Source organism: Rhodococcus sp. BP-241 (assembly GCF_019836145.1).
Taxonomy (GTDB): Bacteria; Actinomycetota; Actinomycetes; order Mycobacteriales; family Mycobacteriaceae; genus Rhodococcoides.
On record NZ_JABUEI010000010.1, the window covers coordinates 75,873 to 101,090 of the forward strand.

Consider the following 25,218-nt stretch of genomic DNA (forward strand, 5'->3'; position numbering starts at 1 on the left):
TCGCCGCCGAGGTCGAACTCAGCTCGCGCGCAGAGCCGCGACGACCGGCGCGAACATGGTGGTCTTGATCGCGCCGAGGGTGCCGCGGTCCTTGCCGGCAATGGGCGTGATCCGCTCGATCGCGGCACCGACGACCTCGTCGTCGGGGGCGATGGCGTCGACGAGTCTCGCGGCCAGTGCGTCGGCGCCGCCGTAACGGTGCCCCGTGGTCATCGCGACGACGGCGTCCTGCGGTGACAGCTTCGCCTGGATCAGCGCCGCCATGCCCGGGGTGAAAGGAATGTCGATGTCGACCTCGGGGAAGCAGTAGTAACCGCGGTCGGCTCGCATGGTGCGGAAGTCGTGCGCCAGAGCGAACATCGCGCCGGCGCCGAAGGCATGGCCGTTGACGGCGGCGACGGTGGGGAGCGGGAACGTCAGGATGCGGGCGAACAGAGCGTGCACGCGGCCGACGTACCAGTCGGCGCGCTCGCCGTTGGCCATGAGCCAGTCGAGGTCGAGTCCGTTGGAGTAGAACTTTCCGGTGCCGACGGTGACGAGTCCGCGGGCGTCGGCTTCGACCGTGTCGAGCTGGGCGCCGACGGTGTCGAGCCAGTCCGGGGAGAAGCGATTCTCGTCGTCCCCGAGGGTGAGGACGGCGATGCCGTCGCGGAGGTCGAGGGTGGCGGTCATGAGGAGGCCTTTCGTCTGGGCGGGGCGTGATCCGTGGTCGGTGGGGGCAGGGCGAGAATGCCGCGGACGGCGGCGGCGAGTCGTTCCCGGGCGGCGATGTCGGGTGATGTGTTGCCGCGCAGCAACAGTGCTGTCGGGAGCCCGACGACGCAGTCCTTGACGACGGCGACGCTCTCGCGATCGGCGCGGTTCCACAGGGCTCGGGAGAGTTGGACGAGCAGTGCGGCCAGTGTCTCGTCGAGGGTGCGCAGGTCTGCGGCGACCTCGTCGGGCAGGTCGTCGGTGCCCAACAGCTCTCGCCGCGAGACCGTCATGAGAAACCGTGCTGCGACGGGTGATTCGGCAAGGAAGGCAGCCGGTGCGTCTGCGGCTGCCACGACGGCCCGGACGGCGGAGTCACGTCCGGGTCGGTGCTCGAGTGCCGTGGTCACCGCATCGTTCTGCAGAGTGAGCATCCGACGTGCGTCACGGACCCACACTCGTCCGAGGAGGCCCGCTCGTGACCCGAACGCGTGATAGATGGCGCCGTTGGAGATCGAGGTGCGCTCCGACATCGCGCGGATCGTGACGGCGGAGGCGCCGGAGTCGACCGCCAGCGACTCGGCGGCGTCCATCAGCGCGTCGAGGTCGTGGAGGCGGGGGCGAGGCACCACCGAACCATACCAGAGCATGTGCTCTGTTACGGCACGGTGGTCGCCGGCGGGCTGCCTCAGGCGGGTGGTCGGTAGCCCGGGGGATTGGGCTCGTCGACCCAGATGTCGACTGCGAGATCGCCTCCCGGCGTGCAGTCGTATGCCGACAGGTCGGTCACGCCCGACTCCAGCAGGACGTCCTCGCACAGCAGAGTCTGTCCCGTGTAGTCGCGGGCCGGTCTGCTCAGCACCGCGTACGCCGCGTCCGCGTAGATCTCGGGCTTCCGTGCCTCGCTCATCGCCTTGTCGCCGCCGAGCAGGTTCTGCACCGCGGCGGTCGCGATGAACGTGCGAGGCCACAGCGTGTTCGATGCGATGCCGATCTCCCGCATCTCCTCCGCGATTCCCAGGGCGCACAACGTCATCCCGAACTTGGCCATCATGTAGGGGGTCGGCACGAGCCACCGTTGTTCGAGGCGCAAGGGCGGTGAGAGCGTGAGGACGTGCGGGTTGTCGCGGCCCTTCATGTGGGGCAGGCACGCCTGCGACACGGCGTACGTCCCGCGCACCTGGATGCCGTTCATCAGATCGAACTGTTTGAGAGCAACCTCGTCGATGGATCCGAGGTTGATCGCCGAGGCGTTGTTGATGCAGATGTCGATGCCACCGAACTGCTCCACGGCGGCGCCGACGGCGGCCTGCACCGCCTCGCCGTCACGAACGTCTCCGACGATGGGCAGCGCCTGCCCGCCCGCCTCCTCGATCTCCGCGGCCGCGGTGTACACGGTCCCGTCGAGCTTGGGGTGGGGTTCGGCAGTCTTGGCCAGCAGCGCGATGGTGGCGCCGTCCGCTGCGAGGCGCTTCGCGATGGCCAGCCCGATGCCGCGGCTGGCCCCGGAGATGAACACGGTCTTACCCGAGAAAGTCATGAGGTATCCGTCCTTCGTCGATGTCGCGGTGAACGGTGAGTACCGCGGACTCCTCGGACCGTAGCAGAGCGGATGCTCGGTTACTCGAACCCCGATCAGCGTCCCGACACGCGCGGGACCCGTAGGCTGGGGGTGATCACAGTCGCTTCGTAGTCGAGCGGCGGCGGACCAACCCCGGAAGTCCGTCGGAGAGGGTGGCGTGCAGCGCATCGTCGGTCCCGAATCCCGCGCGGTCGAGGCCGTCCTGGCGGACGTGTGGGGAGCGCGATCGGTATATCAGCCGATCGTCGACCTGGACTCCGGGGTGGTGGTCGGTTACGAGGCGTTGGCTCGGTGGCCCGCGGTACCCGGTGTGGATGTCGGACGGGTGTTCGACGAGGCGGCGGATCGAGGTGTGGTGCGTGAGCTCGACTGGGCATGCCGACTGGCCGCACTCTCCGGTGCCGCGGAGGCCGGTCTGAGTACCGAGTACAGCGTCTTCATCAACGTCGAACCGCACAACGGGCCCGTCATACCCGACTTCGCACGGAGAATGCTCGACAGCTTCGACCGGCCGATCAACGTCGTGATCGAACTGACCGAGAGGTCGCTGCTGTCCGATCCCGCCACGTTGCTGGCGGTGGTCGACGCTGCTCGACGACTCGGGTGCTCGGTGGCCCTCGACGACGTCGGGGCCAACGAGGCCACGGTCACCATGCTGGAGTTCGTGGCACCGGACATCATCAAGTTGGACTGCACGCTGGTGCAGTCCGATCCGAGTCCGGCACAAGCGCGTGTCATCGCTGCGGTGCGTGCGCACGCCGAGTTCACCGGCGCGACGATTCTCGCCGAGGGTGTGGAGAACGAGGAGCATCTGGCCCGTGCCAGAGCGCTCGGTGCCACCCTGGGGCAGGGCTGGTTGTTCGGCCGACCCGCGGCGTTGCCGTCCGACACGTCGCGACGCCGCGACGTTCTCGACCGGACGCCGTCGGTGGTGGCACGCAGACGGTCGTCGGCCGGTTCCGCAGTGCCGGAGGTGCCGTCCGACCTGTTCGGGGAGATCCCACCCCTGGTGGGGCGAAAAGCGTTCGTGCTGAGCATGGCTCGTGAGATCGAGGACCACGCCCGCGGCGCTGTGGACCCACTCATCGTGCTCTCGGCATTCCAACGTGCCCGGTGGTTCGCGCCAAACGTGGTCGACCGGTACGCCGATCTCGCGGCCCTGCACCCGTTCATCGCCGCGCTGGGGGTGGGCCTGCCGGACGAGCCGGCCCCCGGAGTGCGCGGTGCCGCACTGGATGCAACAGAACGATTCTCGGGCGAGTGGACGGTGACGGCGGTGGGCCGGCACTACTTCGCGGCGCTGATCGCTCGCGACCTCGGCGATGTCGACGTTCCCGACGCCGATCGGCGATTCGAGTTCATCCTCACGCACGACCGTCGTCTGGTCGTGTCGGCGGCACGGTCGCTGATGAGGCGCGTGCTGCCGTCTCGCGGATGATCCTCACGCGTCCTCGACGTGACCTTCCGCGTCGGAGACCCCCGGCAGCACATCGGCGAATCGAACGAGGAATTCGCTGATCGCGTCCACGGTGTCGGCGTCGTAGTCGCCGAGTGCAGTGTCGAGCGCCGCCGAGGACCGTCGAAGAAAGGGGTCGATCCGCTCGTGGGCGGCCTCGGTGGCTCGCAGCGTCACCGATCTGCGGTCTCTGCTCTCGCGGTTGCGGGAAACGAACCCCCTCTCTTCCAGCCGGTTGATCAACGCCGTGGTGGCACCGGAGGTGAGGCCCACCCGCCGCGACAGCGCCGCGGGAGTCAGCGGGCTGCCTTCGCGTTCGGCCCAGATCACCTCTCCCAGTGCGGTTCCGTCCGTGGTCGGCAGGTCCATCCAGCGGGCGAGGAGATGCGCCGATTCCTGGTACCTCACCGCGTACAGCCGGAGGGCCTGGAGAACGCGCGTCTGGGGTGAGGTCATCGGTGGGTGGTCTTTCCCGCGTGGGCGATGTCAGGCACGGAGACGAGGGTATTCCGCGAGGCGGGGAACATGCTTCTCGCTCGTCAGGAGGGTCGACTGGAACAGTCTGCGCACCGGCGCCGAAGCCGCCACGCGGTGGCCGACGCGGAGTGCCCGCACTCCCGTGGGAGACATCGGATGCAGCAGCTTCGCGCCGCCGCGGGGGAGTCCTTGCGCGCTGTCGGCGTAGCCACGCATGAGCTCCTCGTAGCGAGCGAAGGCGAGGTCCGGTCGATCGGGGTGCGCGGCCAACTCGCCGGTGAGGATGTGCGCTCCGACCAGGGAGAGTGTGGTGCCCATTCCGGTCGGACCCGAGCCCCACGCGGCATCCCCGACGAGCGCCACCCTGCCCTTGCTCCAGGTGGAGACGAGTACCTGTTCCATGCGCTGGGTGTAGAACTCGTCCGGCCGGGCGGCGAACCCCGCCACGATGCGGTCCGTCTGCCATCCGGCACCGCGGAACCGTTCACGCAGAATCTCCACTTGGGTTGCCACGGGCAGTTTCTCGAAGCCGAACGGCTCGGACCGGAAGGACATGCTCGCTCTGATGGTGCCCTCGTTGTCCGGCCTGACGGACGCGACGCGTCCGCGGGTCGCCGTGTACCAGTCCCACGTGTTCACGTCCTCGGGACGCCGATCGAGGGTGCCGTAGGTGATGCTCACACCGAAGTCGCGCAGCTCGGTCTCGGCTCCGAACATCAGGCGCCGTGTGCGAGAACTGCGTCCTTCGGCGACGAGCACCAGGTCGAAACGCTCGGTGGATCCGCTGTCGAAGGTGACGTCGACACCGGAGGCATCCTGCTCGACGGCGGAGATGAAGTCACCGAAGCGGCGTTCGACACTGTCGGGGACCGCGTCGACGAGGATCTGCGCCAGTCGGCCCCGCAGGATCTCGATCTCCGCGGTGGGGCCGTCGCGACCCTCCTCGCGAGGGAAGACCGCGGAGGGTTCTCCGCGCTCGTCGACGAAGCGGGTGCCTTCTTCCCCGGTGAGGTGCTCCATGATCGAGTGATCGACACCCATGCGTCGGACGATCTCTCGGCCGAGGCCGCGAATGTCGATGTTCTGTCCCGTCTCACGCGGCGACGCCGACCGTTCGAGCAGGGTGACGTCGAAACCGGTGCGTGCAAGCCCCCATGCGACGGTCGGGCCGGCAACACTCGCGCCGGTGACGAGGACGCGGACGGGGCGCTGCTGTGAGGCGGTCACGGTCGAGCCTTTCGATGGGGGGGCGAGGCCGACCCGCCACCACTATAGCTTCACTGTGAAGTAACTTCACCATGAAGAGTCCTTTGCGGCCTCGTCTCGGTCAGTCGGCGACGCGTCGACGGCTGCGTTCCACTCCGTCGACGATGGTCGCTGTCAGTTCGTCGTACGCCTCCCGAGTGTCCAAGTTTCCCGCAGCTGCTTCTGCCGAGAGTGCCTCCGCTGCACCGAGAACGGCGGTCATGGTCGACGCCGGAAGCGCTCCCTCGGCGAACGGTTCGAGGAATGATCGACACCGATCCGAGTAGGCGGCGTCAGACCGGCGCTTGTAGTCGGCCAACTCGGGTGCGCCTTCCAGGGCCGCGGCGACGCCCGCCAGTTCGCGCCCGTGGGTGACCACGCAGTCGACGTGCGCCGTGGCGATGGCGCGCGCTCGCTCGGCGAGTGAGTGCTCGACCGCGTCGAGCGCCTGCTCCAGTGCGAGTGTCTGCGTCGCGTCGTACGCCTCGAACAAGGCCACCAGCAAGGCTGCGCGTGAGGGAAAGTGACTGTAGACAACAGGTTTGGTGATACCGGCCGCGTGCGCGAGTCGACCCAGCGTCAGTGCGTCGGCGCCTTCCTCGCGCACGATCGTCCAGGCCAGGGTCACCAGTTGCTCGTGGCGATCCTCTCTCGTCATTCGCACCCGTGTCATCGACACCGCCTCGTCTCTTATGTACCGTTGGTAACCTACCACCGGTAACCTACTGATGGTACATCCCGACCGAGAGGATCATCATGACCGCGCTCGTCGTCGTCGCCCACCCCGACACCACGTCCTTCACCCAGCGTCTTGCTCGCTCCGTCGCCGACCGACTCACCGAGGACGCCGTGTCCACCGCTGTCGCCGACCTTCATGCCGAGGGCTTCGATCCACGGTTCTCGCTCGAGGACCGCGCCGGATATCCGGCGGGTGGGACTCCTCCTGCGGATGTGCTCGCCGAGCAGCGTCGCCTGGACGGTGTCGACGACCTGGTTCTGGTCTTTCCGGTCTACTGGTGGTCGATGCCCGCGCTCCTCAAGGGGTGGGTCGATCGCGTCTTCACCGACGGGTGGGCATTCGACACCGGAGTCACGCCGACCGGACGCAGGCTCGACAACCTGACCGTGCATCTGGCCATGGTCGCGGGGGAGGACGCCGAGGGATTCGCTAAGCGCGGCTACGACACCGCCCTGTCCACCCAGATCATCACCGGCATTCTCGGATACACCGGCGCGCGAACCGGGCACACGGGAATCGTCCACGACGCGGAGACGCGCTCACGTGACTCCCTCGCCCGGGAAGCGCGGGCGATCGTGGACGGCGTGGCGGCCCGGGTCCGTTCCTCGGCGGCGGAGGCTTCCCACGTGCGGTCCGATGCGCAGAATCACGAGGTGCGGGACGTGTCCGCCGTGCGGTGAGCCGGCCGCGCCCCTCGCGTCAGGGTGCCACGAAGCAGAGCGGCCCCACTGCGGTCGCGGGGTTGACCGTGACGGTGGCGACGGGCCCACCCGCGGACGTCTCGTACGCCATGAGGGAATGTTCGCCCGGGGTCGTCGGCGTCCACAGCGACACCTTGTGTCCGGCGATCACCGGTGACGACCAGTAGCCGTCGAACTGCCAGGCGAACTCCTCCAGGGGCATGATCGACTCGGTGTCCAGCGAAGCGATGTCGACGCGCGGGCCGGATGGATCGGCAGTGCGGGCCACTGCTACGTACGTGCATCCCACGCCGTACTGCGTGGTGGGCCCGAAGCTCAGCCCGGGCAGGATGTCGAGGTCGACGACCTCGGCATGTGCTGTGCCCGACGCGAGCAGCGCGGCGGCCGAGCACGCTGAGGCGACGAACAGGGAGCGGGCGACCCGCGACGATGTCATACCACCTGGTCGGTGTCGGACGCCTCCGCGTTACATCCCCGTCCGGAGAATGCCACCCTTGACTGCGCATGCGATCATCAGTGATGATTTCATCAACAAGGGGGTGTGGCGATGTCGTGCGCTCTCGCAGCAGGGAACGACGCTGGTACCGGGGGGCTTCGGCCGACAGCGCGGTACGGCCGATGACCGGCGTCGTCAAGTCTCTGCTGTGGCCGGTCATGGATTCGCCGGACGATCTCGCCGGCGTGGAGTCGATACCGCTCGGCGACCGCGCGCTGCCTGCGTCCACCTACTCGCTGCTCCAGCGGGCAGCGTCGCTGTGGCCCGATCGCGACGCAGTGATCACCCTCCCGGATGCCACGCACTGGTCACGTCCGGTCCGTCGTACGTACATCCGACTTCTCGCTGATGTCGACGCCACCGCGCAGCTGTTGCACGACAACGGTATCCGGCGTGACAACGCCGTCGCGCTGATGTCTCCGAACTGCGACGAGCTGATCACCGCCACACTCGCTGCACAGGCAGCCGGTGTCGTCGCGCCGGTCAACTCCGGTCTGACGGCCGACCGTATCGCCGATCTCGTCGGCCGGGCGGGTGCGACCGTCCTGATCGCGGCAGGTCCCGAGCTCGACGCCGACGTGTGGGCCGCTGCGTGCGAGGTCGCCGAGCGCTGCTCTGTCACCACGGTGTTCGCCTTGCGGCCGACCGGTGCCCGAGGTGAACCCGAGGCTCTGTCCGGCCCGGACGGCATCACGGCGGCGTATCTGTCCGACGCTGTGACCGACGGGAGCCGTTTCGTCGGTGAGCCTCCTCGGACGGGTGATCTGGCCGCGTTCTTCCACACCGGTGGCACCACCGGACATCCGAAGCTCGCCGCGCACACTCACCTGAACGAGGTGGCGAACGCGTGGATGGTGTCCCTGAGCTCGACCCTGGACGACGGTGCGACGCTGTTCGCCGCGCTTCCGCTGTTCCACGTGAACGCGCTCGTCGTCACTCTGCTCGCACCGATGTTCCGCGGTCAGACCGTCGTGTGGGCCGGCCCCCTCGGGTACCGCGACCTGTCGCTCTACAGCGAGTTCTGGAAGATCGTCGAGCATTACCGGATCGCCGCCATGAGCGCGGTCCCGACGGTCTATTCGGTCCTCGCACACTGCGCCGTCGACGCCGACATCTCCAGTCTGACGTCGTGCATCGTGGGCGCGTCCGCGCTGCCGGCCGCGGTGAGGACGAGCTTCGAGGAGCACACGGGGGTGGCCTTGCTGCAGGGCTACGGTCTGACGGAAGCCACCTGCGCCAGCGCTCGAAGTCTGCCTGATGTGCCGCGCCACGATGCGGTCGGACAGCGGTTCCCGTATCAACAGATCGCCGCGGTACGTGTCGAATCCGACGGAACAAGAACATGTCTCCCGGTCGGCGAGACCGGGATCCTCGAGATCAGCGGCCCCACCGTGTTCGCCGGATACGTGTCCGAGCGCACCGACGCCGGCCACGTGCTCGACGGACTCGGCACACTGCACGACGGGTGGGTCGACACCGGAGACCTCGGGCGAGTCGACGCCGAGGGCTTCGTTCACCTCACCGGGAGGGCGAAAGACCTCATCATCCGTGGCGGCCACAACATCGATCCCACCCTCATCGAGGACGCGCTCCTGGCCCATCCGGCGGTGACCGGTGCTGCCGCGGTCGGTGCTCCGGACCCGCACTCGGGCGAAGTGCCCGTCGCCTACGTCACCGTCTGGGACCCGCACGCGGTGTCGGCCGCCGACATCGTCGTCTGGGCTCGCGATCGAGTCGCCGAGGCCGCCGCTGCGCCGCGGTCCGTGACCGTCGTCAGTGCGCTCCCACTCACCGATGTGGGCAAGCCGTACAAGATCGCCCTGCGCGCCGACGCCACGCGATTGGTCGTCGTCGCGGCGCTCGAGGGGCTCGTGGATGCGGACGGGATCGACACCACCCTCGACAACGGCACCGTGTCCGTCGTCGTCGACGTTCCACATTCCACAGACGGTGCCGCGATCGACGCGATCCTCTCCCGCTACACCGTCCCGTGGCGCGCCGGCACGACGACCTGAACACCCCCCGGACGACCGACCCCCACTCGACACAGGACCCATCACATGAGCATGTTTCTTCTGAATTCGAACGACGTTGCCGACACGGCGATGCGCTGGAGCCGGCGTGTACCAGCGCTGGTCGGATACGGTCGCGCCGCGATCGGTGTGGCACACATGGTCGCTCCCACCCGCTCGAACGAGCTGCTCGCCGGGCGTGACGCGGCGGTGCCGACCACCCGTGCGGCTGCCCGCACGTTCGGTGTCCGCGAGATCTACATCGGCGGAAGCGTCATCGCCGCACTGCACCTCGCACCTGTCGCGGTGCGGCCCCTGCTCCGAGCGGGCGTCGCCGTGGACGTCTGGGACACGGCAGCATTCGCCCTCACCGCGGAGCTGCCGCGGCGCACCCGTGTCGCGGGCTGCGCTGTCGCCGCGGGCTTCGCAGTGGCCGGGGTCTTCGCGGACCTGTGCATCGTGGGCGCGGACGGACGGTGACCTCGACCGCGAGGTGACCGGACGCACATGCTCGGGCCCGAGCTGGCACCACAATGCTGTCGGCCACCTCGCTACGGTGAGGCGTGCATTACCAATCCTTTACCAAAGTCTTCGCAGTTGCCGGTGCCGTCGCAGTGCTGACCGCCTGCAGTGCGGACGTCTCGGCCGACGACGCCACGGGCCGCACGGTCGACACCAGCCTGGGGGCCATCGTCGTCCCCGACGAGATCCGGTCGGTCGTGGTCATCGACGGGCGTCGGGATCTGGACATCGCCCTGTCCTTCGGCCTCCCGGTCGTCGGCATGCCCGTCGAGTCCGAGGCTCCGCCGGAGATCCCGGGGCCGTTGACGGCACCGACCCGAGACCTGCTGTCGCGGGGAGTCGCGGAGCTGTTCCCGCGCAACAGCATCGACATCGAAGCCGTGGCCGCAGCGGATCCCGACCTCATCATCGCGCGTGACGAGGTGGTCGAGGAGATCTACGACCAGTTGAGCGCCGTCGCGCCTGTGCTCCCCGTGGGATCGACCGATTCCGGGGTGTCCTGGCAGGACGACGTGACCAGGGTCGGTGCGGCACTGGGTCGCGAGGACACGGCCGCCACACTGCTCGACGAGTACTCGGACCGCGTCGCCGCGCTCCGACAACAACTCGCAGGACCTCTCGGTGACACGACGGTGCTGTCGATCGCCACCGGAGACGGCGGTGGCATCTCGATCAACAGGGAGCGAATCACCTCGCTGGTGCTGGAGGACGTCGGAGCTCGATTCGGACAGGCCTGGCAATCGGCTCGTCCCGAGGCCGACTTCGCAGCGGAGAACATCCCTGTCGCAGCGGATTCGGACGTTCTTCTCGCGGCCATCACGTCGAGTGACGATCTACGAGCACTGGAGTCGAATCGACTCTGGGCCGATCTGCCGGCTGTGCGGGACGGGCGGGTGGTGCGAACGGACAAGTTCACCAACGACGGTGGGCCGATCACAGCGCAGTGGTCACTCGACCTCGTCGAGCAGATGTACGGGTCGGCCGGCTGAGCGGTCACCGGCGCGGACGTGCTCGGCACAGGCGTCGTCGACCAGCTGCACGATTCGCAGCGCACCACACCCCCTTAAGCCGGCTGAAGGGGGTGTGGGCGACGTGGAACCCGTGCGGCGTCCCTCATGTCGAGCGACACTGCCGACTGGAAGCCCTACAGCGTCTCTCGCTGGAGGTCTTTCGCATCAGCGGCAGGCGCGTCTACCTCTGCCACGAGTCTCGCAGCGATTCGTCGGGGGTCGTCGGCGGGCAACGAGGCGATGAGGGTGCGGACGGGGTGCGAGGACGGTCCTGTCACCAGGTACTTCTGGCCCGGCCGTATCCGCTCCGCCTGCTCGATCATCTCGTCGGTCACGACGGTGTTCGGGGTGGTGTCGTGGAGTGCGTCCCGCACGATGCGACGCGGGTCGTACTGCCTTAGGTCGAGCGACTCCCACTCCGAACGGTGGAGCGGCACGCCCATCTCCCGCTCCGCCGTGGCGCGCGTCGTCTCGACGAACTGCTTCAGCGTTCGAATCGCGCGGGTGAGGTGGTGTGCGTAGCCGGGCAGTCGGCTCGGTCCGAGTACGAGGCCGGCGATGACGGCGACGAAGAAGAGCTTCTCGAGGGTCAGGCCGAACATGGGGTTCTCCCGATCGTGGTGGGGTTCGAGGTGAGTGCCCGCCGGTCGTGCACGGTGGTGATGGCCACGGCGGCTCCGAAGAGCGCCGACATCGGCAGTGCGACGAGAAACATCGACAGCACGTCGGCCGCCGGCGTGACGAGCGCGCTGAAGAGGGCGATGACGACGACGATGATCCGCCAACTGCTGCGTAGCCGGTGGGCGGACAGGACTCCGAGGCAGTTGAGCATCACCAGCAGTACGGGCAGGACGAACGCGACTCCGGTGGCGAGGACGATCCTCATGACGAAGTCCACGTAGTAGGAGGCGTCGAGGATGGTGCTGTCCTCCTCGGAGGAGAAGCTCGCGAGGACGGTGACCATGCGGGGGAAGATGAGGAAGCCGAAGGCGCACCCGGCGGCGAACAGTGGCACCGCCGCCGCGGTGAAGCCGAGAACGTACTTCTTCTCCCGAGCCGTGAGGCCGGGGGTGAGGTAGGCGAACAGTTCTCGCAGCCAGACCGGGCTCGACAGGATGATTCCCGAGAAGAGGCCGATCCTCATCTGCAGGTCGAAGGCCCCGGTGACGGTGTCGTAGTTCAGGCTGGCCTGACGAGACTGCGCGAGTTCCTCCACCGGTGTGCGCAGGACGTCGAGGATCTGGTCGGAGAGTACGAAGCCGAGAATCACTCCGACGACCAGCGACACCGCCGCGCGGGTCGCGCGGCGGCGTGCCTCGCTGACATGCCCGGCGAGGGGCATAGTGCCTCGCGCGGCGGTGGTCGTGGTCATGAGGCGTGTCGGTACGGCACCGGGACGCCGTCCGCGGCGGTCGTCGTCGAGTCGACGGCGTCGACGCGTCCCGTCGACGGCGTGGGGGTGTCGTCGCGGACCTCGTCCTTGAGGATGCGCATGGACTGCCCGACGCCTTTGGCGAGGGAGGGGAGCTTGGTCGAGCCGAAGACGAGAAGCAGGATGGCGAGGACGATGAGTGCGTGCCAGCCGGTCAGGTTGTGCAACATGATGATTCCTTCTGTGTGAGTGGTCAGTTGGACGGTGCGGCGGGAGGGGTCCCGCCGCCCATGGGAGGTTGTCCGCCGCCGGGCCCGCCCCCGGCGGGTGCTGCGCCGGCGGCGGGTTCGGTGGTGGTGTCGACGGCAACGGCCAGTGATCCGACGTAGCCGGAGGTGGGGTCGCCGGTGAAGGTGCCCATCTCGAGGTCGTGGCCGTCGCCGAACACGTTGTCGTTGTCGAGACTGCCGATCTGGGTGAGGTTCTCGGTCGACCCGGCGTAGGTGTCCAGCTGGTAGACGGCGTCGAGCATGTCCTGGGGGAAGGCGACCTGGGAGGTGGCTATCGCGTTGTCGGCGGTGGTGGCGGAGGCGATGTCCGGGTAGACCTCGAAGTGGATGTGCGTCCAGCGGCCGGAATAGCAGGCCGGGACGATGGTCGTGAAGGTCACGACGCCGGCGGCATCGGCGACCTGGACGCCGCGCAGATAGGTTTCGTCCTCGATGCCGTCGGAGTACATCGAGTACTTGCCGGCTGCGTCGCAGTGCCACAGGTAGACGGCGGCGCCGGTGAAGGGGTTGTTGTCGTTCGCGAGGTCGGTGACGGTGAAGGTCATCGACAACGGGACTCCGGCGGCGACGGTGCCGCCGTCCAGGCTCGAGGTGACGTCGGCGCGGACGATTCCCGATTCCTCGAGGACGTTGACGCCGTTGCTTCCGTCGGCCGGGTAGGGGCCGTTGGTCTCATCGGGGATCTCGTTCGCGGCGACTGCGGCGGTGGCGACAGCGGTGGCGGTCGTGGTGCTCGCGGTGTCGGACGACCCCGAGCACGCGGCCAGGGCCAGTGCTCCGGCTCCGGCGCCGACGACGCTGAGGACTCGGCGGCGGGTGACGAGAGTGGCGATGTCGAAACCGACTCCTTGATCGACGACGTCCTCGTCGGGCCGGGGGAGTGGGCGCCCGGCGTAGGTGGGCCCGTCGGGTGTGGGCGTGGGTTCGGGAACGGCGCTCATTGCTGTAGCTCCTCGGTTGTCGCGGTGTGCGTTTCGGTGTGGAGTCGATACTTCGTGAGGTTCCGGGGAGCGGCCTGCACGCCAGCTGTGAGGCACCCGGGAGCGTGTGTGGTCCGGCCACCACTTGACCTTCACCTCGGGGCAGGGCTGATTCTCGACGCATGACCACCACAGATGCTCCCGACGTCGTTCTCCGCTACCTCGATGCCGCCGACCGCGACGACAGCGACTCACTCACGACATGCTTTGCTCCGGACGGAACTGTGACGGACGAAGGCCACACCTACCGGGGCCGCGACGAGATCCGCGCGTGGCGTGAGACCGTGGCCGGCCGCTACACCTACACCACGACGGTGACGGGGTCCGAGCTCGTCGATGCGAGGAATCATCGAGTCTCGGTTCGTATCGCCGGGAACTTCCCCGGTGGGGTGGCCGACCTCGTCTATCGATTCGAGCTCGCCGACGGCGTGATCGCACGGTTGACCATCGGTGGATGAGAGACTGGGTCCGTGGCGGCGCGGGTGACCATCGGCGAGTTCTCGACGATGACGAGACTGACGCGAAAAGCGTTGCGGCTCTATCACGATGCTGGCCTCCTGGAACCGGTCGACGTCGATCCGTCGAGCGGGTACCGCTATTACGACGTCTCCCAGGTCGCGAGTGCACAAGTGATCAAGCGACTGCGCGACCTCGACATGCCGCTTCCTGATGTGCGGTCCTACGTCACCGCCGAGAACGACAGTGTTCGGCGCAGTGTGCTCACGCAGCACCTCGATCGCCTGGAGTCGGAATTGCGGCGGACGCACGACGCGGTGTCGTCTCTCCGTGCACTGGTGAACGAGTCGACGACGTCGCCGTCGATCGAGATGCGGACCGACCCCCCGATCGTCGCCGTGGCCGTCAGCGGCACCGTGACGCTGTCCGGCGTCGCGGGCTGGTGGAATACCGCGCACGACAGCCTGATCGAGCGCCTTCGTAGTGCTGGAATCGAGGCTGTCGGGCCGCTCGGGGCCGACTTCGACAAGGAACTGTTCGCGGACGAGACGGGCTCCGCATCATTGTGGTACCCCGTCGACGCGACGCGCGCGGCTCGGTGCGCTCTCGACGTGGTGACGGTTGCCGGAGGCCACTTCGCCGTGGCGCTGCACGACGGTCCGGACGCCCGGATCGACGAGACGTACTCCGCGCTCGGCACCCATGCCGCAGAACACGGCATCGGACGAGAAGGACCCGTGCGTGAGCGCTATCCGCGAGGCGTCGTCTTCGAGGGTGAACTGGTGACGGAGATCGGCTGGCCGGTCCGGGACCCCACCGCGCTGTGACCGCGACCGTCAGGGTCCGGTTGCGCGCGTTGCGTGATGACGATTGTGAGTGGTGGTGATGACCACGCTCGGAACGTAGAGGGCGAGGACGTGTGGCCGACATTCACGGCGGACACCTGGAAATCGGTCCAGATGCGCAGCGCCGCAGCGACGACGAAGACGAGTGCTGCCGCGATCACGAGGTCGCCCGACCCTCGACGGCCGAATTGTGGCGGCGTGTGATGACGACGTGGGGAAGAAAGTAGCCGATCGTCAGCACTGCCGCGCTCAGCGCGATGGGTCCCGCGAAGGAGTGTGGCCACAACGCCGGTCCGAGGTAGAAGCTGCCGAGCATCAGCGCGAAGACGCCGAGCCCGCGAAGCAGGCGAATTCTCGTCGTGATCCGAGTCGCGGTGTTCTCATGTGTGAGCGACAGAACGACTCGCGGGTTCTCCCGAGCCGTGACCTTGGCACCCACTGCAGCCAGAGCGCTGCCGATGACGACGAGCGCGACGGCCGGGATCACGGTCATCTGCTTCTCCTCACGTGGCGGATCTCCTCAGCGTACCGATCGGTTCGTACGGCGGCTCCTCATGGCCCGTCTGTGGGCGGACGCCGCGCGGCGTCCACCGACAGGTGCTCGCACCATCACACACGGCATCAGGTTCGCGCGGCGGGTACGAGCCTCGGAACCAGTCGCACGTAGACCACCATGCCGAGCAGCTCGACCAGTGTCTGTGTCACCACCACGACGGCAGCGAGGTCGAGTGCCGGCGGAAGGGCGAGGGCAAGGGGGAGAACGACGAGAGAGTTACGAGTCGCACCCGAGAAGACGAGTGCCCGTGTCGACGGCACGTCCTGACCGAACACCCGACCCACGCCGATGCCGGCCGGTGCCATGACCACGAGAAACGCGACGAAGACGAGGGCCGCGACGATGAGTCGGTCGAACTCGCCTCGGACCGAATCGATCTGCGACGCGACGACCACCGCGAGCGTCGCCATCATGAGGGGCACCATCGCGGCGGCCATCACGTCCATCAGCTGCAGGCCGACCCGATGCCGTCGGGCGAGTGCTTGCGTCAGTGCGGCCACCGTCAGAGGGACGACGATGAGCAGGACGAAGGCCTCCACGAACGGTGCCACGTCGATGACGGCCACCGTCTCGGATCCGGCGAACACCCACAGCCAGAGGGGAAGCAAGGCGACCTGCAGCAGCATCAGCAAGGGAGCGGCAGCGAGAAGCCGCGTCGACGCGGCACCCGCGAGCCCACCGAACACGATGACATAGTCGATACACGGAGCCAGCAGGACGAGCACGATGCCCACGAGTACCGCCCTCTCGTCCGGGACGACCCGCGTGAGGGCGAGGACGACCACCGGGACCACCACGAAGTTGAGGACCGCGACGGCTGCGAGGAAGCGGACATCGCGGAGGGATCGACCGATCTCCGCGAACGGGACTGCCAGGAACGTCGCGTAGAGCAGGGCGACGAGCACCGGATCGATGGCGTGTTCGAAGGTCGGGGCTCTCTGCGGGAAGGTCAGCCCCACAATGGCTCCGACGGTCAGTGCCGCGAGATACAGGCCGATCTGGTGTCTGTCCCACCACTGTGCGGCGGGGTTGTTCGCCCAGTCGGTCATGCGACGACACTAAGCGAGGGAACCACTGTTCAGAAATCGATGAATTCAGAATAAACGGTCGCGAACTCGGTTCTGCCACGGCGGTGGCCGATTCGAAGCAGACCCTTCTGTGCACGTACCTGTCGGCCGTCGTCCTCATCGGGCTGGCGCTGCATGCGACTCTCGGATGGTCGTGGGCCGATCCCGTTGCTGCTCGTGTCATCTCGGTTCTTGCGGTGCGTGAGGGCAGAAATGCATGGAGGGGCGACGTCTGCTGCGAGTCACCGCGGTCGGGGTGTGGCGCAGCCACCAGCAGATGACCGCCACCACCCCCTCGAGGTCGGCGCAGTCCACCATCCTTCCGGCCCGATCGGACCTTCCGGTCAGGCCGGGAGTTGCGTCCGATCGCGTGAGGTGAAGTGGCGGCGGTACTCCGACGGCGTGGTCGAGAAAGAGGCGGCGAAACGTTGACGAAACGTCACCGGGCTACCGAATCCGCACGCGGACGCCACGGCGTCGATGGACCAGTCCGTCGTCTCGAGCAGCCGCCGGCTCTCGTCGAGCCGACGTTCGAGAACCCACCGCGCGGGCGTCGCGCCCGTCGAGCGCGCGAAGTGACGAACGAAGCTGCGGCGGCTCATGCGCGCGTGATCGGCCAGGCGGTCGATCGACAACTCCTCGTCGAGATGGCCGAGGATCCACTCCTGGACATCGGCGATGGTCGTGTCGGCGGCAGGTTCGCCGAGAGGCCGTTCGATGTACTGCGCCTGCCCACCCTCGCGATGCGGTGCGATCACCAGCTGCCGCGCGACCCGAGTGGCGGCGGCGGTGCCCAGATGTTTCCGCACGAGGTGCAGACACGCGTCGATCGAGGAGACGGTTCCTGCCGAGGTGACGACGTCGCCGTGATCGATGTAGAGAACGGACGGGTCCACGGTGCTGCCGTCGCTGCGCTCCGCGAGGTCGGCGAGTGCAGCCCAGTGCGTCACGACGGAGCGTCCTTCCAGGAGGCCCGCATCGGCCACGGCGAAGGCGCCCAGACACAGGCCGACGATCACGGCGCCGCGCGAGTGTGCCTCGCGGACAGCGTGTCCGACGGTGTCGCCGAGACGCGGGAGCGACGTGTGCCAGGACGGCACGATCACGATGTCGGCCGTGGTGGTGACATCTGGACCCACCACGTCACCGAGCACGTATCCCTCGGAGGTCCTGATGCTGCCGGGCGAGTCCGACCACAGCGTCGTTTCCCAGTCGGATGCCAGACCCAGCCGCTGCACCTCGCCGAACACCATGAGCGGGGCGGCGAGGTGGAACATGGTGACGTCGTCGAACGCGTAGATCGCGATACGCACGGGTGACTCCTCCGATACAGAACTCGAGTTGGCTCGAATTCATCGTAAGCGTGCATACGTGCCACTGTTCTGCGACCGAAGGCGGGAGAACACTGAGGTGGTGGGTCGGCCCGGCCGGGCAGACCACGTCACACACCGTCAGGAAAGAGAAGACATGACACCACGCCGGGCACTGATCGTCGTCGATGTGCAGCAGGAGTACTTCTCGGGGCCCCTCGAGATCGCCTACCCGCCTCGCGCCGAGTCGCTCGCCAACATCGTGTCGGCCATCGAGACGGCCGTCGACGCAGGAATTCCCGTCCTCGCGGTACAACACAGCATGCCCGAGGGCGCACCGGTTTTCGCCCCGGGCACCGACGGCTACGCCCTGCACCAGGACATCGAGTCGGCGCTGCCTGCGGGCGTCACACGCGTGCAGAAGCAGTACGGCAGCGTCTTCGCGGGAACGGACGTGGCCGAGCAGCTTCGGGCCCGAGACGTCGACACGATCACGATCGTCGGCTTCATGACAAACAACTGTGACCTCGCGACTGCCGTCGAGGCCGAAGGTCTCGGCTTCGCGGCAGAGATCCTGTCGGACGCGTCCGGTGCGATCGACCTCTCCAACGCGGCGGGAACCGCGTCCGCGAAGGTCGTGCACACGACGCTCATGACGCTGCTGCACTCGAACTTCGCGGCGGTGGCCACGACGACCGCGTGGTCCGACGCGGTGCGCGCAGAGACGCCGCTCGACAAGAGCAATCTCGTCGAGTCCGCGATGACCGGCCGTGACGCCGTGCGAGTCTGATCACCGACCACCTTCCTCGAGTCGGGAGCAGACATGACGCAGTTGTCGAGAGTGCAGAACTTCACCGTGTCCCGCGACGGGGTGGCCGCCGGCGTCGAGCAGAGCCTCGAGAACCCGTTCGGCCTGGACCATCGTGAGCTCATGTCGTGGTATCTCGGCACCGCGAGCATGCCGGGACGCTCCGGATCCGGCGGTACGCGCGGCCTCGACGACTACTTCGCTCGGGACTTCGCCAACAACATCGGTGCCGAGATCATGGGGCGCAACAAGTTCGGCCCACAACGCGGACCGTGGACCGATCACGAATGGCAGGGATGGTGGGGTGACGAGCCGCCGTTCCACACGCCGGTCTTCGTGATGACGCATCATGTGCGGCCGTCCCTCACCCTGTCCGACACCACGTTCCATTTCGTCGATGCCGGCCCGTCCGATGTCCTGACGCAGGCGAAGGCTGCGGCGAACGGTCGAGACGTCCGGATCGGTGGCGGTGTCACCACGGTCCGGGAGTTCCTCGACGCCGACCTCCTCGACACGCTGCACGTCGCGGTCGCACCCGTCGATCTCGGACCGGGCCTGGCGCTGTGGGAGTCCCCGGACGATCTGAACGATCGCTTCGAGCACGAGGTCGTTCCCAGCGCGAGCGGTGTCGTGCACCATCTGTTCTGGAGGCGCCATCAGACGTAGGGTTCCCGCCGACCCGGGATAACTTACAACTGTGTCGCTTCCTTCTCGTGCCGTGATCCGGCTCATCGGATCGCCGCGGGTGGAGAGCGACGCGGGCGTCGTCGACGTCCGGGCCTTCGGCGGACCTCGGTGTGCGACGGTGTTCTCGTATCTGGCGATGAATCACGGACGCGGTGTGGTGTACGGCGAGCTCGCCTCGGTGATCTGGTCGACCGATCGACCCACCACCTGGTCGTCGGCCGTTCGGAGCGTCCTGTCCAAGGTCCGCGAGCTGCTGGCGACGAGTGCAGCGCTGGCGGGCACCACCGTGTCCAGTCGATCAGGAGCGGTGACACTGACGCTCGGCCCCGCGGTGATCGTGGATCTGGACCTGGCGCGTCGGCACCTGGATCCCGATCACCACTCGGCGGATGCGCGTGCCGATCGCGCCGGTGAGTTGCTCGGCCTGCTCGACGCTCCACCTCTGGACGGCCTGCACGGAACCTGGGCCGACGAGGTTCGCACCGTGTTCGGCCGCATCCGTCTTCGTGCACTGGAGGTGGACGCCGCCGCCTCGCTCGAACTCGGTCGCCACGAGCACGCGCTGGCCCGAGCGCAGGAGCTGCTCGACTCGGACCCTTTCTGCGAGGCCGCCTACCGGGTCGCCATGCGTGCGCACGACGCCCTGGGAAACCGCGCTCGCGCCCTCGGTGTCGCCGAGCGGTGCCGCACCGTGCTGGCCACCGAACTGGGCGTGGAGATGTCCGCGGAGACGCAGCGAGTGTTCGTCGAGTTGCTCCGAGATCCCGACGCGATCGAGGTGACGACACCGTCGTCGTCGCAGATGGTCGTCGTCCCGGCTCGACGAGCGGAGGTGGACCGCGTCGGGGCCACTCCTCCGAGCGATTCGCCCTTGCTCGTGGGACGTACCAGGGAACTCGACGTCATCGCGTCGGCCGTCGAGGCGGCCGCGGGTGGGGCCGGTCAGCTCGTCGTCGTCTCCGGCGATGCCGGCGTCGGCAAGTCGACGGTGGTGACCGCGGCGCTGAACCGTGCCGACTCCGCCGGCGCCGACGTGCTCTACGGGCGGTGCAGCATGGACACGGTCGTCCCGTTCGAACCGTTCATCGACGCACTCGGGCGCGAGAACGACCGGAACGACGATGCTCCCGCCGCCTCCGCCGTCCGCGAGATGCTGACGACCGGGTGGGTCGACACGGATCGGTGGTCGGCCGAGGGACCCGACGCGGATCATCGCGCGATGCTCTCGTCGGCGATGGAACGGTGGTTGACCGGTCCCACCCGTCGTCGGGTGACGGTGTTCGCGATCGACGATCTGCAGTGGGCGTCGCAGGCCACGCTCTCCGTGCTGCGATTCCTCGTACACGCGGCGGGGCGCCATCGCCTCTGTGTGGTCGTGACGATGCGCGGAGCGCAGCTCGACGGTCCTGCGGCGGACCTGCGGTCGGCCCTGCCGCCGTCCTCGGTGCACACGGTGTCGATCCCGGCCCTCACAGTCGAGGACGTGCAGGACTGGACGCGCCTGTGCGGCAGCACCTTGGACCCTATCTGGTTGCACGGCTGGACATCCGGATCACCGATCTTCCTCGAGGCCGTGTTCGACGCGCATCGGCGCGAGCCGGACGGACCGTCACCGGCGTCCCTGGCGGACGCCGTGCTGTGGGTCCTTCACCGCCTGACTCCGACCGCGCGGGAGATCGTGACGCTGTGTGCCGTCGCGGGAGTCAGCGCCACGCGCGTCGTCGTGCGCACCGCGCTCGCCACCCTCGACGACCGTTCCTTCGCTCGGGCGCTCGACGAACTGGCCGCCGCCGGTCTGGTGATCGAGGAACGAGCGCAGGACGTCCTGCACCTACGCCACGCGCTGATCGTCGACGTCGTCGACGCCACGCTGTCCGGGGCCGATCGCGCAGCGGCGCATTCTGCCGTCGCGGCCGCACTCATCGGCTCGGGGGCCACGTCCACCGTCGACGAGCTCGCCAGGACCGCAGGTCACCTCGAACGCGCGCTCGACGCCGACCGGTCGGCGGCAGCGGAGTATCTACGTCGTGCGGGCGAGAGGTCCTACGCCGTCGCGGCGTACGAGGACGCCGCCGAGTTCTTTCAGAGGGCGTCTGAGCGCAGCGTTCCCGGGGGCGACACCCGCGCGCGATGCGAACTGTTCATCCGGCAGGGGCGTTCGCAGCGGCGTGCACTGGACCGCGGCTACGGCGCGACCCTGCTGGACGCCGCCGAGATGGCCCGTCGACTGGGTGATCTCGATCTGCTGCTGGACGCGCTCACCGCGGACGTCATCGACGGCATCGCCCTGTTCCAGCTCTACGAACCCGACCCGAGGCGGACGGAGCACCTGCGGACAGGGCTCGATGCTCTCGAGAGGGCGGGTCGCGGTGCTTCCGGCGCTGCCTCCGAGCTCCTGACCCAGATGGTGGAGGAACTGGCATGGACCTCGACCGGATGGTCGGGTCGTGCTGCAGACCTCGCGCGCGCGGCCGACATGGCGCGCGGTGCAGGAGACGACGACGCCCTCGCCCACGCTCCGCGCGCCGTTCTCACCGGCCTGCGGCTGCCTCGCTTCCGGCAGCAGCGGGCCGAGGCGCTCGCCGAGCTGGTGCGACTGATGGACCTCGGACCGGGGCACCTCGATCCGTCGCTCGCCGTCACCATGGCGCGGGCGCACATCGAGTCCGGCGAGCCGCGCGAGGCCGGCGCGGCTCTCGACGCCGTGTCGGCCACGCGGCTCGCGCTGGACGTGGAGGCCCTCTGGACGGTGCAGTGCATGCGGGTCGGACTTCTCGTCGCGACGGGTGAGTTGCGCCGTGCCGCAAAGGTTCTCGAGGACGACGTTCGACGTCCGCCGCCGGCGCCGATGGGGCGGCACACGTGGGGCCGGGAGATGAATGCCGTCTTCCTGCTCGGGATGTTCCGAGACGGGCTCGGCGAGTTCGCGGCGATGAAGCGGGACATGGAGCCACTCTTCGAGGCTCTCCCCGCCTATCGAGCAGCCTTCGCGTTGTCCGCCGTGGACAGCGGCGACACGGACGGCGCCCGATCCCTCGTGCAGTGGTTCGAGAACGGCAGACTGGCGGCGCTCTCCGTCGACACCTTGTGGCTCATCACCGTCGTCCTGGCGGCGCGCGCGGCCGCGGCGACGGCATCCACCGCCGTGTGCGAGGACGCGCTCGCACTGCTGGCTCCCTTCGCCGATCACACCGTCCTGCTGACTCCCGGTGTCCTCGGAGTCGTTCACCACCATCTCGCCGACCTCTGCGCGGCACTCGGACGGTGGGACGACGCGCACGCTCACGTCCGGCGTGCCCGCGCCGCGCACGCCGCTCGCGGCTATCGGATGTGGGAGGCCGAGAGTGTGCTCCTCGCCGCGCGCATCGCGGTGTCCCGCGGCGAGCCCGTCGACGCGGTCGACGTTCGTGCGGCCCGGTCGACGGCGCGAGAGTGCGAGGCGGCGGCGTTGCTCGACCGTTTCGAGGAGATTCCGCTCGGCCCGGGCACTCCCGATCGACGGCCCCGACAGCCCTGAGGACCACGTCGGACTTGATAGCGTGTCGCTGATCGGGCAGTCGCGCGGCGCAGTGCCGTCGTCACCTCAGGAGCAGCAGTGGCGCATCGTTACCGGGTCAGAGAGATCGCGCAACAAGCGGAGTTGAGCGAGGCCACGGTCGACCGTGTGCTCAACGATCGCCCCGGTGTCCGCCCGTCGACACGGGAGATGGTGGCGCGGGCGATCGCCGATCTCGACGGCCAACGAGAACAACTGCGGTTCAGTGGACGCAAGTACATGCTCGACGTCGTCATGTCTGCGCCCGACCGTTTCTCGAAGACCTTCAAGCGTGCGGTCGAGGCCGAACTGCCGAGTCTCGAACCCGCCACGGTGCGCGCACGGTTTCATCTGCAGGAGAGCGCCACCGCCGAGGCGGTGGTCGCGCGGCTGAACAGGCTGTCGGGCAGCGGATCTCAGGGCGTCATTCTGAAGGCGCCTGCCGTGCCGGACGTCGCCGCCGCGGTCGATCGCCTCGTGGCCGCCGGGATTCCCGTGGTGACCTACGTGACCGACATTCCAGGGAGTCGACGGTCCGGGTACGTGGGAATGGACAATCGTGCAGCGGGGGAGACGGCCGCCTATCTGATCACCACGATGATGGCCGATCACCCGGGTGACGTCCTGATCACGCTGAGCAGCAACGCGTTCCACGGCGAGGAGGAGCGGGAGATGGGCTTTCGCACCGCGCTGCGACGACTACCCGGACCTGTGCGGACGGTCGTCGAGATCGCGGAGAACGACGGGCTCGACGATCGCGTGGAGTCGCTGGTTCTCGACGCCCTCGATCGTCACCCCACCATCTCCGCCGTCTACTCGTGTGGCGGCGGGAACTCGGCCATCGTGCGGGCCTTCCGGACGCTGGATCGACCCTGCCGGGTGTTCGTCGCGCACGACCTCGATGCGGACAACCGGGACCTGCTGTATCGCCGACAGATCAGCGCGGTGCTCGAGCACGACATGCGCGCGGACGCTCAGCGTGCGTGTCGGATGGTGCTGCACGCGCGCGATGCCTCGACCGCGGTCCGCGGATCCTCGTCACCCATCCGCATCGTCACCCCGTTCAACATGCCCTGACCGCTCGGGCGGGTCCAGTCTCGAGGGGAAACTGAGGGTTCGAAGCCTTGTCTCGAGGTGTCCGCGCCCGGCAGGCTCGACCATGACGACAACGGCCATCGGGACCGAGGAGCAGGTATGACCAGCAACATCAGCAGCCACTCGCACCGCGCGGATCGCCTCCGCGCGGCCGACTGCGACATCGAGGAGTTCCGGGCACTGGTGTCCGAGAGCACCCAGCTCGCCGACCACCCCCACGCGTCCGACGTGGTGCAGAACGTGCTCGTGTACGACGGACCGGAGCTCGCGCGGCGGGCGACCGACGACCAGGTGCGTGCCGACATCCAGGACGAACTGGCGAATGCACTCCTGAACGGCCCCGGCATCGTGGTGTTCCGCGGTGCCTTCACGGCCGACCACGCGGTCGCGGAGACCACCCGCACGTACCGGGACGTCATTCGTGGCCAGCACGAGAGCGGTGTGAGCAACGGTGACCACTTCGCGAAGCCGGGAGCGAACGATCGCATCTGGTCGGCCCTGCAGAAGTTGGCGGTCGCCGAGCCCGAGCAGTTCGCTCGGTACTACGCCAACGATCTCCTGGCGCTGGTGGCGGAGGCGTGGCTCGGGCCGATGTATCAGGTCACGTCCGCCATCAACGTCGTCAATCCCGGTGGCGCCGCCCAGAATCCGCATCGTGACTACCACCTGGGGTTCATGTCGACCGACACGGCCGCGGCGTTCCGGGCGCACATCCACCGCCTGTCACCGGCGCTGACACTGCAGGGAGCGGTGGCGCACTGCGACATGCCGATCGAGAGCGGCCCGACGATGTATCTGCCGCACTCACAGAAGTTCGAGGCCGGCTACATCGCCTTCAACCTCCCCGAGTTCCGGGAGTACTTCGCCGACAACCACGTTCAGCTTCCGCTTCGGGAGGGCGACGCCGTGTTCTTCAATCCGGCGCTGTTCCACGCGGCAGGGCACAACACGTCGACCGACATCTTCAGGATGGCGAACCTGCTGCAGATCTCCTCGCCGTTCGGCCGCGCGCTCGACAGTGTCGACCGGCAGGCGATCGTGTCCGCCCTGTATCCGACGCTGGTGGACTGGGCGGCGCAGGGTCGTGAGCGGGACGTCGCCAACGTGATCGCGGCGTCGGCCGAGGGCTACGCGTTCCCGTCGAACCTCGACCTCGACCAGCCGATCAGCGGTCTGGCGGGGGAGACGCACGCCGAACTGGTGCGGCGCGCGCTGGCGAGCGGGCTCGACGCCGCCGAGTTCGACGCCGCCGCGGCGGATCTGTTCGCCCGCCACCGGGCGTGA

General features: G+C 68.1%; 26 protein-coding genes and 1 pseudogene. 13 read left to right on the top strand and 14 right to left on the bottom strand.

The features are described from left to right. Nucleotides 1-18 precede the first annotated feature (18 nt). The 3 genes from HQ308_RS18320 to HQ308_RS18330 are packed head-to-tail and all read right to left on the bottom strand — an operon-like array spanning nucleotide 19 to nucleotide 2,233. A complete protein-coding gene (locus HQ308_RS18320; RefSeq protein ID WP_222638517.1) occupies nucleotides 19-672 on the bottom strand; it encodes an enoyl-CoA hydratase/isomerase family protein in 654 nt (217 codons plus the stop codon). After that, a complete protein-coding gene (locus tag HQ308_RS18325) occupies nucleotides 669-1,322 on the bottom strand; it encodes a helix-turn-helix domain-containing protein (protein WP_308115820.1) in 654 nt (217 codons plus the stop codon). The genes HQ308_RS18320 and HQ308_RS18325 overlap by 4 nt, the downstream gene beginning before the upstream one ends. 59 nt (nucleotides 1,323-1,381) lie before the next feature. Continuing rightward, complete coding sequence (locus tag HQ308_RS18330; RefSeq protein WP_082544688.1) at nucleotides 1,382-2,233, bottom strand: NAD(P)-dependent oxidoreductase; 852 nt, start codon at nucleotides 2,231-2,233, stop codon at nucleotides 1,382-1,384. Between the two features lie 199 nt (nucleotides 2,234-2,432). Between HQ308_RS18330 and HQ308_RS18335 the strand changes: the two genes are divergently transcribed. Continuing rightward, nucleotides 2,433-3,713, top strand: coding sequence for an EAL domain-containing protein (locus HQ308_RS18335; protein WP_222647443.1), 1,281 nt, complete (start codon nucleotides 2,433-2,435; stop codon nucleotides 3,711-3,713). Nucleotides 3,714-3,716: 3 nt separating this feature from the next. Here HQ308_RS18335 and HQ308_RS18340 read toward each other — a convergent pair whose 3' ends face one another. The 3 genes from HQ308_RS18340 to HQ308_RS18350 form a co-directional block, all read right to left on the bottom strand. Next, the gene (locus tag HQ308_RS18340; RefSeq protein ID WP_027505555.1) at nucleotides 3,717-4,187 is read right to left on the bottom strand and encodes a MarR family winged helix-turn-helix transcriptional regulator; all 471 of its coding nucleotides are present in this window, start codon (nucleotides 4,185-4,187) and stop codon (nucleotides 3,717-3,719) included. Between the two features lie 30 nt (nucleotides 4,188-4,217). Beyond that, nucleotides 4,218-5,435: an FAD-dependent monooxygenase gene (locus tag HQ308_RS18345; RefSeq protein WP_222647444.1), complete on the bottom strand. Its 1,218-nt coding sequence runs from the start codon at nucleotides 5,433-5,435 to the stop codon at nucleotides 4,218-4,220. Nucleotides 5,436-5,535: 100 nt separating this feature from the next. Then, on the bottom strand, nucleotides 5,536-6,111 hold the full coding sequence (locus HQ308_RS18350; protein ID WP_261776294.1) for a TetR/AcrR family transcriptional regulator: 576 nt from the start codon (nucleotides 6,109-6,111) through the stop codon (nucleotides 5,536-5,538). 98 nt (nucleotides 6,112-6,209) lie between these two features. Between HQ308_RS18350 and HQ308_RS18355 the strand changes: the two genes are divergently transcribed. Then, entirely contained in the window at nucleotides 6,210-6,872 is a 663-nt protein-coding gene (locus HQ308_RS18355; RefSeq protein WP_222647446.1) for an NAD(P)H-dependent oxidoreductase, read from the top strand. Nucleotides 6,873-6,891: 19 nt separating this feature from the next. Here the strand turns inward: HQ308_RS18355 and HQ308_RS18360 are convergent, their stop codons facing one another. Further along, nucleotides 6,892-7,329, bottom strand: coding sequence for a hypothetical protein (locus HQ308_RS18360; RefSeq protein WP_222647447.1), 438 nt, complete (start codon nucleotides 7,327-7,329; stop codon nucleotides 6,892-6,894). A gap of 182 nt (nucleotides 7,330-7,511) precedes the next feature. Here HQ308_RS18360 and HQ308_RS18365 point away from each other — a divergent pair, with 182 nt between their 5' ends. From HQ308_RS18365 to HQ308_RS18375, 3 genes are all read left to right on the top strand, one after another. Further along, nucleotides 7,512-9,404: an acyl-CoA synthetase gene (locus HQ308_RS18365; protein WP_222647448.1), complete on the top strand. Its 1,893-nt coding sequence runs from the start codon at nucleotides 7,512-7,514 to the stop codon at nucleotides 9,402-9,404. Between the two features lie 45 nt (nucleotides 9,405-9,449). Beyond that, nucleotides 9,450-9,881 carry a hypothetical protein gene (locus HQ308_RS18370; RefSeq protein WP_261776295.1) on the top strand — a complete coding sequence of 144 codons (432 nt, stop codon included), beginning with the start codon at nucleotides 9,450-9,452 and terminating at the stop codon, nucleotides 9,879-9,881. Between the two features lie 83 nt (nucleotides 9,882-9,964). Then, nucleotides 9,965-10,912, top strand: a complete 948-nt coding sequence (locus tag HQ308_RS18375; RefSeq protein WP_051613305.1) for an ABC transporter substrate-binding protein — start codon at nucleotides 9,965-9,967, stop codon at nucleotides 10,910-10,912. Between the two features lie 155 nt (nucleotides 10,913-11,067). Here HQ308_RS18375 and HQ308_RS18380 read toward each other — a convergent pair whose 3' ends face one another. The 4 genes from HQ308_RS18380 to HQ308_RS18395 are packed head-to-tail and all read right to left on the bottom strand — an operon-like array spanning nucleotide 11,068 to nucleotide 13,536. Then, nucleotides 11,068-11,535: a preprotein translocase gene (locus HQ308_RS18380; protein WP_222647449.1), complete on the bottom strand. Its 468-nt coding sequence runs from the start codon at nucleotides 11,533-11,535 to the stop codon at nucleotides 11,068-11,070. Next, a complete protein-coding gene (gene tatC, locus HQ308_RS18385; protein WP_222647450.1) occupies nucleotides 11,523-12,305 on the bottom strand; it encodes a twin-arginine translocase subunit TatC in 783 nt (260 codons plus the stop codon). The genes HQ308_RS18380 and tatC overlap by 13 nt, the downstream gene beginning before the upstream one ends. Continuing rightward, entirely contained in the window at nucleotides 12,302-12,535 is a 234-nt protein-coding gene (locus HQ308_RS18390) for a twin-arginine translocase TatA/TatE family subunit (protein WP_027505561.1), read from the bottom strand. Before HQ308_RS18390 ends, tatC begins: the two co-directional genes overlap by 4 nt. Nucleotides 12,536-12,558: 23 nt before the next feature. After that, nucleotides 12,559-13,536, bottom strand: coding sequence for an intradiol ring-cleavage dioxygenase (locus HQ308_RS18395; protein WP_222647451.1), 978 nt, complete (start codon nucleotides 13,534-13,536; stop codon nucleotides 12,559-12,561). 161 nt (nucleotides 13,537-13,697) lie between these two features. On the opposite strand from HQ308_RS18395, the gene HQ308_RS18400 reads away from it, so the two are divergent. Next, nucleotides 13,698-14,033, top strand: a complete 336-nt coding sequence (locus HQ308_RS18400) for a nuclear transport factor 2 family protein (RefSeq protein WP_027505563.1) — start codon at nucleotides 13,698-13,700, stop codon at nucleotides 14,031-14,033. A gap of 12 nt (nucleotides 14,034-14,045) precedes the next feature. Then, on the top strand, nucleotides 14,046-14,858 hold the full coding sequence (locus HQ308_RS23015; RefSeq protein ID WP_222647452.1) for a MerR family transcriptional regulator: 813 nt from the start codon (nucleotides 14,046-14,048) through the stop codon (nucleotides 14,856-14,858). A gap of 175 nt (nucleotides 14,859-15,033) precedes the next feature. Here the strand turns inward: HQ308_RS23015 and HQ308_RS18410 are convergent, their stop codons facing one another. Beyond that, nucleotides 15,034-15,369: a hypothetical protein gene (locus tag HQ308_RS18410; RefSeq protein ID WP_222647453.1), complete on the bottom strand. Its 336-nt coding sequence runs from the start codon at nucleotides 15,367-15,369 to the stop codon at nucleotides 15,034-15,036. 128 nt (nucleotides 15,370-15,497) lie between these two features. After that, on the bottom strand, nucleotides 15,498-16,481 hold the full coding sequence (locus HQ308_RS18415) for an arsenic resistance protein (protein ID WP_222647454.1): 984 nt from the start codon (nucleotides 16,479-16,481) through the stop codon (nucleotides 15,498-15,500). 56 nt (nucleotides 16,482-16,537) lie between these two features. On the opposite strand from HQ308_RS18415, the pseudogene HQ308_RS22745 reads away from it, so the two are divergent. Continuing rightward, nucleotides 16,538-16,780 (top strand): annotated as a pseudogene (locus tag HQ308_RS22745) (hypothetical protein); the annotation flags it as partial. Nucleotides 16,781-16,843: 63 nt separating this feature from the next. Here the strand turns inward: HQ308_RS22745 and HQ308_RS18420 are convergent. Continuing rightward, complete coding sequence (locus HQ308_RS18420) at nucleotides 16,844-17,812, bottom strand: GlxA family transcriptional regulator (RefSeq protein WP_222647455.1); 969 nt, start codon at nucleotides 17,810-17,812, stop codon at nucleotides 16,844-16,846. Between the two features lie 154 nt (nucleotides 17,813-17,966). On the opposite strand from HQ308_RS18420, the gene HQ308_RS18425 reads away from it, so the two are divergent. From HQ308_RS18425 to HQ308_RS18445, 5 genes are all read left to right on the top strand, one after another. Further along, a complete protein-coding gene (locus tag HQ308_RS18425; protein ID WP_222629918.1) occupies nucleotides 17,967-18,599 on the top strand; it encodes an isochorismatase family protein in 633 nt (210 codons plus the stop codon). Nucleotides 18,600-18,632: 33 nt separating this feature from the next. Beyond that, the gene (locus HQ308_RS18430; protein ID WP_222647456.1) at nucleotides 18,633-19,283 is read left to right on the top strand and encodes a dihydrofolate reductase family protein; all 651 of its coding nucleotides are present in this window, start codon (nucleotides 18,633-18,635) and stop codon (nucleotides 19,281-19,283) included. A 31-nt stretch (nucleotides 19,284-19,314) separates the two neighbouring features. Continuing rightward, nucleotides 19,315-22,821, top strand: coding sequence for an AAA family ATPase (locus tag HQ308_RS18435; protein WP_222647457.1), 3,507 nt, complete (start codon nucleotides 19,315-19,317; stop codon nucleotides 22,819-22,821). A gap of 78 nt (nucleotides 22,822-22,899) precedes the next feature. Further along, nucleotides 22,900-23,916: a LacI family DNA-binding transcriptional regulator gene (locus HQ308_RS18440; RefSeq protein WP_027505574.1), complete on the top strand. Its 1,017-nt coding sequence runs from the start codon at nucleotides 22,900-22,902 to the stop codon at nucleotides 23,914-23,916. Nucleotides 23,917-24,033: 117 nt separating this feature from the next. After that, nucleotides 24,034-25,218 carry a phytanoyl-CoA dioxygenase family protein gene (locus HQ308_RS18445; RefSeq protein ID WP_222647458.1) on the top strand — a complete coding sequence of 395 codons (1,185 nt, stop codon included), beginning with the start codon at nucleotides 24,034-24,036 and terminating at the stop codon, nucleotides 25,216-25,218.